Source organism: Streptomyces sp. NPDC056527, assembly GCF_042794475.1.
Lineage (GTDB): Bacteria > Actinomycetota > Actinomycetes > Streptomycetales > Streptomycetaceae > Streptomyces.
Genome location: NZ_JBHTTQ010000002.1, coordinates 14,505 through 26,479 on the forward strand (window position 1 = coordinate 14,505; position 11,975 = coordinate 26,479).

Consider the following 11,975-nt stretch of genomic DNA (forward strand, 5'->3'; position numbering starts at 1 on the left):
CATGGTCGACCTCGTGCGCAGACTCATCGCCGCCCAGTTCCCGCAGTGGGCGGAGCTGCCCGTCGCGCAGGTGGCGTCGGCCGGTACGGACAACGACATGTTCCGGCTCGGCGACGCGATGGTGGTCCGGCTGCCGAAGACCGCCGACAACGCCCGGAGCGTGGTCAAGGAGCAGCGCTGGCTGCCGCACCTCGCCCCGCACCTCCCGCTGCCGGTGCCGGTTCCGTTGGGCGCGGGGGCGCCGGGAGAGGGCTTCGACTCGCCCTGGTCGGTGTACGGCTGGCTGGACGGCGCCAACGCCTTCGACGCGCCGATCGGTGATCTCGCCCATGCCGCCGTGGAGTTGGGCCGGTTCGGCGCCGCGCTGCGCGGCGTGGACGCCGCCGACGGCCCGAAGTCGTTCCGGGGCGGCCACGTCACCGAGTGGACGGGCGACTACATCGACCGCGCCGTCCGCGATCTCGGCGCCGACGGCACGGTCGACGGCGCCGCCGCGGCCGAGGCGTGGGAGTCGGTCCTGCGCCTTCCGCAGTGGGACGGCGCACCTGTCTGGGTCCACGGCGACCTGCTGCCCGGCAACCTGCTCACCCGGGAGGGCCGGCTGAGCGCCGTCATCGACTTCGGCGGCGTCGGCACCGGCGACCCGGCCTGCGACATGATGGCCGGCTGGACGCTCCTCACCGCGGAGACCCGCCCGCTGTACCGCGAGGCCGCCCGCGTCGACGACGCGACCTGGGCGCGCGGCCGGGGCTGGGCGCTGGGCTGGGGCCTGGTGACGGAGCACTACTACCGGGACACCAACCCCGTCCTCGCCGCCGTCGCCCACCGCTCGTGGACCGAGGCGCTCCCGGAGTTCGCATCCGGCGCATGAGGTTCGCGCACGGGGCTGTTCCTCACGACCCGCAGCCCCCGGCGGCGTCCCGCAGGAGACACAAGCAACACGGGCAACACAAACCACACGAGCAACTCGTACAACCTCGTCCCCTCCTCGGGGGTCTGATCGGTCGGTACGCGCTGATGCGCGTACCGCCGGTTCATCAGGAGGAACTTCCTTGGCTTCCGCACGCACCACCCGACGCCGTCTCGGCGCTTCCGTCGCCACCGTTCTCGCCGTGACGGTCGGTGCCGGTGTTCTCACCGCGCCGGGGGCGGTGGCCGTCCCCGCTCCCGCCGCCGTGACCGGAGCCGCCGCCGCCACCGCCGCCGAAGCGGCGAACCTGCCCGTCGACGCCGAGATCGTCAGCACCGGCGACACCGGCTACCTCACGTCCCGGACGGACGAGGCCGGCACCACGGTCCTGGAGTGGCACAAGTACGCCGACGGATCGGTGATCCCGATCGACTCGGGCACCGTGGGTCACGGCAGCAACTCCGACATCGTCGTGACCAGCGACGGGGCCGGCATCGTCGCCCTGCGGGACATGACGCCGGGCGTCACCTGGTCCGCCTCCTTCGACCTCGCGTCCGAGTTCGGCCCCGGGGCGAAGCTCGTCGGCGTGGTCGGCCGGAACCTCTTCGTGAGCGTCCCGACGACCGCCGACTACCACGAGCTGTGGCAGCTCACCCAGGTGGACGGGGTCACCAGGAAGACGATGCGTTCGGCCAACCCCTACAGCCAGAACTTCAAGGTCGTCGCCTCCACGAGCAGCGACCTGCTCGTCCTGCGCAGCAATCGGGTGTTCCCCTCGCCCGCCACGTTCCGGACCGAATTCTGGAACGCGCGCATGGCCCTCGACAGCGACGCGGCCGCCGACGGCGAGGGCGCCTGGTACATGGGCGCCTGGAACCAGGGCTCGACCGGTGCCTACACCGCCGACCACAGGGCGTGGGTCGAGTACAGGGGCGGAGTCACGCACCTTGTCGCGAAGGGCACCGGCTCGAACAAGGACTTCGTCATGGACAGCTCCATGAGCGGCGCCGTCATCGCCGGCATCACCCGGGACACGCTGCTCTACGGGGTCCCCGGCAAGGCGGCCGACGAGACGCCGAGTCCGCTGTACGCCCGGAGCGTCATTTCCGCCGACTCCACGCCGTACAAGCTGCTCGAGCACTTCTCCAGCGTGGCCCAGGCGCCGGACGGCGGTCTGCTCGTGCGCGGCGCCACGGCCGACACCGAGGGCCTGTTCCGGATCTGGGAGGGTGAGGACGGCCGCCCGAGCGCCACGCTCGTGGCGAGCACGGGCCGGGACCTGTCCCTCAAGGTGACCGAGTCGAAGGTCCCCACCGCGGTGGACCTGGAGAAGCCGGGCAGCGCGGTCCCGATGGAGTGGACCCTGTCCCGGGCGAGCGCCACCGTGGACCTCACGCTCACGCACACGGCCACCGGCGCGAAGCTCACCAAGCACCTGCCCCAGCCGATCTCCGACACCCGCTTCGCCTTCGCCTGGGACGGTGTCCTGGACGGCATCAGCGCCCCGAACGGCGCCTACACCTGGGAGATCACCGCCACGCCGGCCAACGGCGGCAGCCCGGCGACCACGTCGGGGAACTTCCAGGTCTCGCGCCAGGCCGACCCGCACGACTTCAACGACAACGGCTCGACGGACGTCCTCGCGCGGGACGCCTCGGGTGCGCTGTGGCGCGACGACCTCTTCGACTGGCCGGGCAGCCAGGTCGCCACCGCCAAGCGGACGGCGATCGGCACCGGCTGGGGCATCTACAACCAGATCGAGGCCACCGGCAACATCGGCGGAGCGCCCGTCGGAGACGTCGTCGCGCGCGATACGGCCGGCGTCCTCTGGCTCCACCTCGGCAAGGGCGACGGCACCTTCGCCAACCGGTACAAGATCGGTTCGGACTGGGGGAGCTACAACAAGATCGCCGGGGGAAGCGACTTCACCGGCGACGGGAAGCCCGACCTCCTGGCCGTCGACACCGCCGGCGCCCCGTGGCTCTTCAAGGGCACCGGCAGTTGGAGCGCCCCCTTCGCCTCCCGGGTGAGTCTCGGCACGGGCTGGGGCGTCTACAACCAGATCACCGCCACCGGCAACATCGCCGGAGGTGCCGCAGGAGACCTCGTCGCCCGCGACAGCGCCGGCGTCCTCTGGCTCCACCTCGGCAACGGCGACGGCACCTTCGCCAACCGCGTCAGGATCGGGACCGGCTGGGGCGGTTACACGCACCTCGTCGGCGCCGGCGACGTCACCGGCGACGGCCGCCCCGATCTGATCGCCTACGGCCCGAACGGCACGCACGTCCACCGCGCCACCGGCTCGTGGTCGGCCCCGTTCAGCCAGCAGTCGACCAGCCTGTACGCGGGTGAGGGAACCAAGTTCAACCACGTCGCCTAGGACGCGCGCGGCCGATCGTGCCGCCGGCCAGGGTGCGAGCGCTCCCAGGAGGAGCGTGAGCACGGACGCCGGCGGCATGATCGGCCCGGGGACGGCACGCCCGCAGTGGGCCCTCAGGCCGCCAACTGGTCGGGCAGCGGCGAGGAATGAAGGATCGTCAGCCCCGACACCGCACGCGTCAGCGCCACGTACAGACGCCGCAGGCCCGTGCGCTCGTCCGGTTCGCCGTCCACCAGGGCCGTCGGGTCGTCCAGGACCACGTAGTCGTACTCCAGGCCCTTGGCCAGCGAGGCCGGGACCAGGGTCAGCCGGGAGTCGGCCGTCGTCTCCTCGCCGGGGGAGAGGTACGCGAGTCCCGCCGCGGTCAGTGCCTCCGCGAGCGGGGCGATCCGGGCGTCGGCGGCGATCAGGCCGATCGAGCCCTCGTGCCGGAGGGACTCGACGCAGGCCGCCACCACCGCCGCGTCGAGCTCCGTCGCCTCCGCCGGGCGGACCGTCAGTGAGCCGGGGTTCTCACGCACCGACTCGACGGCCGCCAGGCCGGGGGACATGTGCGGCAGCAGCCGGGACGCGTACGCGATGACCTCGCGCGGCACACGGAAGCCGGCGGTCAGCTCCTCCACCACGGCCTCCGGCTTCCCCAGGTGCCCCAGCGCCTGGGCCCAGCTCTCCGTCGCCCACGGGGTCGTGCCCTGCGCCAGGTCGCCCAGGATCGTCGCCGAGCCGGTCGTGCAGCGGCGGCCGACGGCGCGGTACTGCATCGGGGACAGGTCCTGCGCCTCGTCCAGGACCACGTGGCCGAGCGAGTGCGTGCGCTCCACCAGGTCCTTCGCCTCGTCGATCAGGACCGCGTCCGCCGCCGACCACTTCGCCGACTTCACCGAGCGCCCCGGCTTCGTCCACAGCAGCAGCTTCTGCTCGTCCGCCGACAGCAGCCCCTCCGCGTGCTCCGCAAGGAAGTCGGCGTCGCCCAGCAGCCGCAGCACCAGCTTCGCCGGGTCGACCGCGGGCCAGACCGCCTTCACGACCGCCTTCACCGCCGCGTTGCGCGCCACCGCGTTCTGCACGCGGTCGTCCGGAGCCTCGCCCGCCTGCTCCATCCGCACCAGGACCAGATGGGCGATGCGCTGCGGGAGAGCCTCGTGCGCGGCGCCGTAGCGGATGTCCCGGTCCAGCAACTCGCGGACGATCTCCTCCAGTTCGTACGCGGGCACCCGCCAGCGGCGGGAGCCGCGCACCACCATCAGCGGCTCGGTGGGCAGCGTGACGTGCGAGCGCACCGCGCGCCGCAGCACCTCCGCCATCCGGGCGTCGCCCTTGACGACCGCCGTCGCCGCCTCGTCCGACCCCCGCACCTCGACATGGGCCACGAGGTCGTCGACGGTCGCCTGCTTGACCTCCAACTCGCCCAGCGCGGGCAGGACCTGCTCGATGTAGTGCAGGAAGGACCGGTTCGGACCGATGACCAGCGTGCCGGTGCGGGCCAGCCGCTCCCGGTGGGCGTAGAGGAGGTACGCGACCCGGTGCAGACCCACGGCCGTCTTGCCGGTGCCCGGGCCCCCCTGCACACAGACCGTGCCGGAGAGCCCGGACCGGACGATCTCGTCCTGCTCGGGCTGGATGGTGGCGACGATGTCCCGCATCGGACCCACGCGCGGCCGCTCGATCTCCGCCTGGAGCAGCCTGCTCGTCCGCTGCAGCTCGCCGGGGTCGGAGAGGTGCTCGTCCTCGTACGCGGTGAGCTCGCCGCCCGTGTATCCGAACCGGCGCCGCAGCCCGACGTCCTGCGGGTCCTGCTTCGACGCCCGGTAGAACGGCTGGGAGACCGGCGCGCGCCAGTCGATCACCATCGGGTCGCCCTGGGCGTCGTGGACGTGCCGTCGGCCGATGTAGAAGCGCTGGCCCTCCTGCGTGGTGTGCAGGTAGTCGAGCCGGCCGAAGAACAGCGGGGTGTGGGAGAGGTCCGCCAGTGCCTTGATCCGCTCGTCGATCTGCGCCTGCAGCACGACGGCGTTGACCCAGTTCGCGGTGACGTCCCTGATGTCGAGCGCCTCGGCGTCCTCGCGCATCGCGCGCAGCGCGGCGCGGGAGCCGGCGAGATGGGCGCGCTCACGCGCGAGCGGGTCCAGCTGGTCGAGAGGGGCGTCCTGAGCGGACATGGCGGTGCCTCCGAGTGCGCGTACAGACATGACCGGGCGGCCGCCGGTTTCCGGCCGGGCGGAACCAGGGAACTGCCCGAAGGGCATCGATTGAGGGTGGTGGCGGGAGACGGGCGGGCGCTCCACTCCACGGAGGGAGGCGGGGAAGTCGGAGATTGTAGCTTCCGGCCGCGGTCGCGGGCCAATGGATTTCCCGGAGGACCGACGGAGGAGGGACCCGTAGGGGACGAGGTCCGACCGGAGGGGGACCCAGGTTCCACCCTCGGGCCGATGTGTTCGGAATGTCCGAAATCCATGATGGATGCATGACCACAGCGACCCTCACCCCCAGCATCCCGCACTCCCGCCGCCTCACCCTCGCCGCACGCGCGATACGCGCCTTCGGCGGCGCCGCGGTGAACGTCGTCCTGCTCGGCGTGTACGAGGAGGAGGCGGGCGTACGCAACCCGCGTCCCCAGTACGCGGGAAGGGCGGGCTGAGCGTCCGGACACCCCCCTCGCGGCGTACAACTTTCACCCGCCCCCGTCGGTCTCCTCTTCGCACCGCCGTCTCCCCACGGAGCACAGAGGAACAGAGGAGATCATGAGAATGCCTTCCGCCGGCCGCTTCGCCCGGCTCGGCGCGGCCGTCACCGCAGCGGGTCTGGTCACGGTCGGGATGGCCGCCACCCCGGCCCTCGCCGACAGCGACACGCTGTGGATCGCGGCACCGTACGAACTCGCGCTGCCCAAGGGCCTCGACGGCGGGCAGGGCCCTGCCGCCACCGTCGCCCTCGGCCTGTACCACGACAACGCCGACCACCGCGTGACCGACGGCCGCCTCACCGTCGACGCCTCCGCGCTGACCGGCATCGCCGAGATCACCTGGCCCGAGAACTGCGCGCCGGCCGGCGCCACCGCCGTCTGCTCCTTCCCCGAGGTGCCGCTGACCGGTGGGACGGTGGAGCTGAAGATCCGTGCCGCTTCCGGGGCGGAAGCCGGTGTCACCGGCCGGATCACCTACCAGGCGACGGCCACGACGGACGCGGGCGGCGCTCTCGGCGGGCCCGAGAGCTCGACCGACATCCGGGTCGTCTCCGGTCCCGACCTCGTCCTGAACCAGCCCGCGCCCGTGACCGGCGTGAAGCCGCTCAGCACCGTGCCCGTGCCGTTCTCCGTCGTCAACAACGGCAACGAACCCGCGAACGGCGTCCAGGTCACCTTCTACGTCACGCGCGGGCTCGACATCGGCACCGTCGCGCCGCAGTGCACCAGCACGCCGCTGGGCGAGGGCGCGATCAAGCCGTTCACCCAGGTGGACTGCGCCTTCGACGACGTCGTCGAGCCGGGCGGTTCCTTCACGCTGCCGTCGCCGCTGCGGGCGAAGGTGGCCCCCTACGCGCTCGGCGAGCGCATCGACATCGGCGTGGCGACCCGCGGCGGCGTCGAGGACGTGTCGCCGGAGAGCAACGGCGCCGTCGCCTCGATAGGCGTCAGGAACACGGCGGACTTCGCGGTCCGCGGCGCTCGGGTGAGCGGCGCCGCCGGTGAGACCGTGAAGGCCGAGCTGACGTTCCGCAACCGGGGCCCTGCCTGGGTCGCCAACCTCGGCTCCGGCGACCCCGTCGCCGCCGTCGACCTGACCGTCCCCGCGGGCGCCACCGTCACGACCGTCCCGGAGAACTGCGAGCCCCGTACCCTGGACGGCGGCTGGTGGGAGAACGAGGTCCGCACCGGTGCTCCGCGGTACCTGTGCCAGCTCCCGATGTGGGTGGCCGAGAAGCAGACCGTGACGTTCCCCTTCGAGCTGCGGATCGACACCGTCGTCCGTGGCGCCAAGGGCGCGGTGACGCTGAAGCCCCCGTACGGCGACGCGCCCTTCGCGTTCGACCCGAACGTCGCGAACAACGACGCGAAGCTGGTCCTGAACCCGGCCGCCTGACGGCGCACCGGCCCGACGGCACACCTCTGGGGCCCCGTCCGTATCGGACGGGGCCCCAGGGCGTTCGGACGGCCCGGTTACGCCGGCGGAGCCTCGCCCGCCATCAGCTCGTCGGCGTCGATGATCCGGTACGCGTACCCCTGCTCGGCCAGGAACCGCTGGCGGTGCGCCGCGAAGTCCTGGTCGATGGTGTCCCGCGCGACCACCGAGTAGAAGTGCGCCTGGTGGCCGTCGGCCTTCGGCCGCAGCACCCGGCCGAGGCGCTGCGCCTCCTCCTGGCGCGAGCCGAACGTGCCCGAGACCTGGATGGCGACCGTCGCCTCGGGCAGGTCGATCGAGAAGTTCGCGACCTTCGAGACGACCAGCACGCTGATCTCGCCCTCACGGAACGCGTCGAAGAGCTTCTCGCGCTGCGCGTTCGACGTCTCGCCCTTGATGACCGGCGCGTTCAGATGTTCGCCGAGCTCGTCGAGCTGGTCGATGTACTGGCCGATGACGAGGATCTGCTGCCCGGCGAACTTCTTCACCAGGGCCTCCGTCACCTTCCGCTTCGTCGCCGTCGTGGCGCAGAAGCGGTACTTCTCCTCCGGCTCCGCCGTCGCGTACGCGAGCCGCTCGGAGTCCGTGAGGTTGACCCGGACCTCGACGCAGTCGGCGGGCGCGATGTACCCCTGCGCCTCGATCTCCTTCCACGGAGCGTCGAACCGCTTCGGGCCGATCAGCGAGAACACGTCCGACTCGCGCCCGTCCTCCCGGACCAGGGTCGCCGTGAGCCCGAGCCTGCGCCGGGCCTGGAGGTCGGCGGTGAACTTGAAGACCGGCGCCGGCAGCAGGTGCACCTCGTCGTAGACGATCAGGCCCCAGTCGCGGGAGTCGAAGAGCTCCAGGTGCGGGTAGATGCCCTTCCGCTTGGTCGTCAGGACCTGGTACGTGGCGATGGTGACCGGCCGGATCTCCTTCTTCGTACCGGAGTACTCACCGATCTCGTCCTCGGTCAGCGAGGTCCGCTTCACCAGCTCGTGCTTCCACTGCCGGGCCGAGACGGTGTTCGTCACCAGGATCAGCGTGGTGGCCTTCGCCTGCGCCATCGCACCGGCTCCGACCAGCGTCTTTCCCGCGCCACAGGGCAGCACGACGACCCCGGAGCCGCCGTGCCAGAAGCCCTCGACGGCCTGCTTCTGGTACGGGCGAAGCGCCCAGCCGTCCTCGGCGAGGTCGATGGGGTGCGCCTCGCCGTCGACGTAACCGGCGAGGTCCTCGGCCGGCCAGCCCAGCTTCAGGAGCGTCTGCTTGATCTGCCCGCGCTCGGAGGGGTGCACGGCGACGGTGTCCGGGTCGATCCGGTTGCCGACCAGCGGCTGGACCTTCTTGGAGCGGAGGATCTCCTCCAGGACGGGCCGGTCGGTGGTGGTGAGGACGAGGCCGTGGGTGGGGTGCTTGGAGAGCGTCAGCCGGCCGTAGCGGGCCATGGTCTCGGCGACGTCCACGAGGAGCGCGTGCGGCACGGGGTAGCGGGAGAACTCGACCAGCGCGTCGACGACCTGCTCGGCGTCGTGCCCGGCCGCGCGGGCGTTCCACAGGCCGAGCGGCGTCACGCGGTACGTGTGGATGTGCTCGGGCGCCCGCTCCAGCTCGGCGAAGGGCGCGATGGCACGACGGCAGGCCTCGGCCTGCTCGTGGTCGACTTCCAGAAGCAGCGTCTTGTCGCTCTGGACGATGAGTGGTCCGTTCACGCCTGATCAGGTCCTTCCCGCCGTACCGCGCCGGGGATTCCGCAGCGGCCAAACATCCAGTGTGCCTGAGGCGCGGCCACCGGCGCCGGGATGCGTCGGCGGGCGATCCCGGGGACAGCGCCCCCGGGGCGGCCCGATGGCGCCCCGAGGCGGTCAGACCTGGTCGTCCGCCAGCTCGGCGACGCCCGTGATGCGGTGCAGGGGATACGTGCGGACCTCGTCCGCCGTGTGGTCGTAGCCCGTCACGAAGCCGCCCTCCACCCGGACCGGGGCGATGACGCGCTGGCTCGCCGCGCCCTCCGCGTTCACGTAGCCGATCCAGACGGCGGAACCGGTCATCGCGGCGGCCTGGACCGTGGCCAGGGTCTCGGCCGGGGAGGTCCGGGGGAGTTCGCCGGCCACGGCCGGGGCGCCCTCGGGGCGCTCCTTGCGGACGGCCGTCGAGGCGAGGTCTCCGGCCCGGATCGCGCGGACCGCCGCGCCGAGCAGGGTCGCGTCCGGTGCGGGCGGGCCGTCCGGGACGGGGACGGGAGCGGTACGGGCGCCCGTGCGGTAGGCGTCGGCGCGGGTGATCAGGACGTCGCCCTCCGCGGACTCGGCGGCCGGGGCGAACCCCATCGACCGCAGGCCGTCGAGCAGCGCCGCCGGGTCCGTCTGCGAGGCGAGCACGGTCGGCGCGAGGCGGCGCAGCCGCAGCGACGCCGAGCGCTTGTCGGCCAGGATCTCGCCGAGGAGCGCGTCGTCGTCGCAGCGTACGTAGGCGGAGGCGGCGCCGATCCGCAGGTGGCCGTGTTTCCGCGCCACGTCGTCGATGAGATACGCGAGGGGCTGCGGAACCGGCGTACGGGAGTGCGCCGTCAGGAAGTCGTGCAGGTCGGAGGCGGTGCGTCCGGCGTCCAGCGCGCGGCGCACCGAGCCGGGCGTGAACCGGTAGACCGTCGCGCCACCCTTCGATTCCACGTCCGCGAGCACCGAGAGCATGTGGGCGAGCGGCCGCTGGAGCGGCCCGGGGGCGACCGCGGTGAGGTCGGCCTGGAGGAGGACGTGGTCGACGGGCTCGGGGAGCAGCGGGGCGAGCAGGGTCGCGGCCCGGGAGGCGGCGAGGGACAGCTCGACGCCGTGGACGGCCACGGGCTCGGCCGCGGCCTCGGCGAGAGGCAGGTTCAGCAGCGCCCGGGCGGGGGAGGCGAGGGCCCCGCGGCCGGTGATCCCGAGCATCTCGGCCTCGGAGAGCGTCCACAGGGCGATCCGCGAGCGGAGGTCGGCGGGGGCGTGGGAGCCGGGCCCGGACGGGGCGCCCATGGCGGCGCTGCGGCCGCCGGAGGCGCCCGTACCGTGTGCGGCGCCGGTGCCCGTGGAGTACGCGGCGGACGTGCCCGTGCCGTACGCGGTGCCGGAGCCGCTGCTCACGCCCCGCCCCGCCTCCGCCTCCCCGGGAGAACCGGTACGGCCCGCGCCCCGCAGCGGTCGTTCCCACCGCAGCCGTGCCAGCAGCGCCTCCGGGTCCGCCGCCGAGCCCGGCGGGAGCGTGGCCTGCAGGGTCAGGACCCGCCGCCGGACCTCCGGCGCCGCGCCCCGGTCGAGGTCCGGGCCCAGCGTGGAAAGCGCACGGCCCTTCGCGTCCTGGCCGCCGACCAGGCCGGAGGCGCGCGTCCCCATCAGCCAGGCCGTGACGAGCCCGGCCCAGCGCTCGGCCGCCGGCAGGTCGAGCCAGTCGTCGTACGCGGGCGTCGGCGCGTACCGCTCGTCCGCCTCGCCGTCCGAGGCGAGCAGCCCCGCCCCGTAACAGAGCTCCAGCCAGAACGCCGCGACCGGCTCCGGCACGTCCAGCGCCCCGGCCGTCCGCTTGAGGTCCCGTACCGAAAGACCGCCCGAGCGCAGAACGGCGGGACCGCCCTGGTCCCAGCCCTTCAGCAGCTCCTCGACCGTCGCGAGCGCCGTGTACGCCTGGCCGGCCGCCGCGCTGTCCACAACCTGGGGACGGTATTCGCGCAGCACGGACAGCTCCGGTGCGTGCGGCTCCGGCGCGCGGTGGGCCCGCCCGCCCCGCAGATGCAGCGCCGCCTCGCGCGGCAGCACCACCGTCCGCGTCGAGGCGGGCAGCAGCAGACCGCGGTCGCGCAGCCAGCGCACCGGCGGGGCCGGGTTCGCCGTCACCTCTCCGTACGGCGGACCCCACACCAGCCGGTCGAGGACCGCCAGCGCGTCGGGCGGCGCCGTGTCGAGCAGCGCGCCCATCCGGTCCCGGTCGGTGAACAGCTCCGTCAGCGCGGCCACCGCGGAGACCGGGTCGTGCGTCGCGGGCAGCCCGGCCGCCGCGATGATCTCCTGGATCCGGCCCGGCGACATCCCGGCCGTGGCCTCGGAGACGGTCGGGCCGAGACCGGTCGGGGACGGGTGCTGCGGGGAGGGCGCGAGCAGCTCACGCGCGGTCCGAACCAGCCGCAGCCGGTCGTCGTCACCCCAGACCAGGGCCTGTTCGCGCAGCGCCGCCACCGCGCGCGGCAGCGCCGCCTCGATGTCCGGGTCGCCGTCGTCCCCGGAGAGCAGGGCGAGGAGTACGGGGTACGGGGCGGGGTCCGGGGCCACCGCCAGCGCCTCTGCGGTCTGGAGCGTGAACCGGTCGAGCCGTTCGAGCGCGCGGACGACGGAACCGCGGGTGCCGGCCCGGGTGGCGAGCTGGGTCAGATCGTTCGGTACGGGGGAGAGCAGATCCGGGCGCGCCCGCAGCAACGCGGCGAGCCCCTCGTCGCCCCGCGCGCGCAGCGCCTCCGCAAGCGTGCGCGGCGCTGCGGCGGCGCCAGTTCCTCCGGGCACGTGCGCCTCCCGATCGAGCTCACCGATCCCCATCCGCCCCACGTTAGCCCCTGCGC

Annotated in this window: 7 protein-coding genes; 4 read left to right on the forward strand and 3 right to left on the reverse strand. The window is 73.3% G+C overall.

The genetic code is table 11. The annotated features are described in order from the left end of the window. The first annotated feature begins 1 nt into the window (after nucleotide 1). Nucleotides 2-871: an aminoglycoside phosphotransferase family protein gene (locus ACFQ7Q_RS01730; protein ID WP_383548349.1), complete on the forward strand. Its 870-nt coding sequence runs from the start codon at nucleotides 2-4 to the stop codon at nucleotides 869-871. Between the two features lie 181 nt (nucleotides 872-1,052). Continuing rightward, entirely contained in the window at nucleotides 1,053-3,290 is a 2,238-nt protein-coding gene (locus tag ACFQ7Q_RS01735) for an FG-GAP repeat domain-containing protein (protein ID WP_383548352.1), read from the forward strand. Nucleotides 3,291-3,403: 113 nt separating this feature from the next. Here ACFQ7Q_RS01735 and ACFQ7Q_RS01740 read toward each other — a convergent pair whose 3' ends face one another. Continuing rightward, nucleotides 3,404-5,449 carry a HelD family protein gene (locus ACFQ7Q_RS01740; RefSeq protein ID WP_383548355.1) on the reverse strand — a complete coding sequence of 682 codons (2,046 nt, stop codon included), beginning with the start codon at nucleotides 5,447-5,449 and terminating at the stop codon, nucleotides 3,404-3,406. A gap of 305 nt (nucleotides 5,450-5,754) precedes the next feature. Here ACFQ7Q_RS01740 and ACFQ7Q_RS01745 point away from each other — a divergent pair, with 305 nt between their 5' ends. Together ACFQ7Q_RS01745 and ACFQ7Q_RS01750 are read left to right on the forward strand one after the other, a co-directional pair. After that, a complete protein-coding gene (locus ACFQ7Q_RS01745; RefSeq protein WP_383548357.1) occupies nucleotides 5,755-5,928 on the forward strand; it encodes a hypothetical protein in 174 nt (57 codons plus the stop codon). A gap of 103 nt (nucleotides 5,929-6,031) precedes the next feature. After that, nucleotides 6,032-7,369 carry a hypothetical protein gene (locus ACFQ7Q_RS01750; protein ID WP_383548360.1) on the forward strand — a complete coding sequence of 446 codons (1,338 nt, stop codon included), beginning with the start codon at nucleotides 6,032-6,034 and terminating at the stop codon, nucleotides 7,367-7,369. Between the two features lie 77 nt (nucleotides 7,370-7,446). On the opposite strand, the gene ACFQ7Q_RS01755 is transcribed toward ACFQ7Q_RS01750, so the two are convergent. Next, entirely contained in the window at nucleotides 7,447-9,102 is a 1,656-nt protein-coding gene (locus ACFQ7Q_RS01755; RefSeq protein WP_383548363.1) for a DNA repair helicase XPB, read from the reverse strand. Nucleotides 9,103-9,255: 153 nt separating this feature from the next. Next, nucleotides 9,256-11,952: a helicase-associated domain-containing protein gene (locus ACFQ7Q_RS01760; RefSeq protein ID WP_383548366.1), complete on the reverse strand. Its 2,697-nt coding sequence runs from the start codon at nucleotides 11,950-11,952 to the stop codon at nucleotides 9,256-9,258. Between the last annotated feature and the right edge of the window lie 23 nt (nucleotides 11,953-11,975).

Coding starts and splice junctions, on each gene's coding strand:
- ACFQ7Q_RS01760 (WP_383548366.1), bottom strand. CDS start 11,952: ATGGGGATCGGTGAGCTCGATCGGGAGGCGCACGTGCCCGGAGGAACT.
- ACFQ7Q_RS01750 (WP_383548360.1), top strand. CDS start 6,032: ATGAGAATGCCTTCCGCCGGCCGCTTCGCCCGGCTCGGCGCGGCCGTC.
- ACFQ7Q_RS01730 (WP_383548349.1), top strand. CDS start 2: ATGGTCGACCTCGTGCGCAGACTCATCGCCGCCCAGTTCCCGCAGTGG.
- ACFQ7Q_RS01740 (WP_383548355.1), bottom strand. CDS start 5,449: ATGTCCGCTCAGGACGCCCCTCTCGACCAGCTGGACCCGCTCGCGCGT.
- ACFQ7Q_RS01745 (WP_383548357.1), top strand. CDS start 5,755: ATGACCACAGCGACCCTCACCCCCAGCATCCCGCACTCCCGCCGCCTC.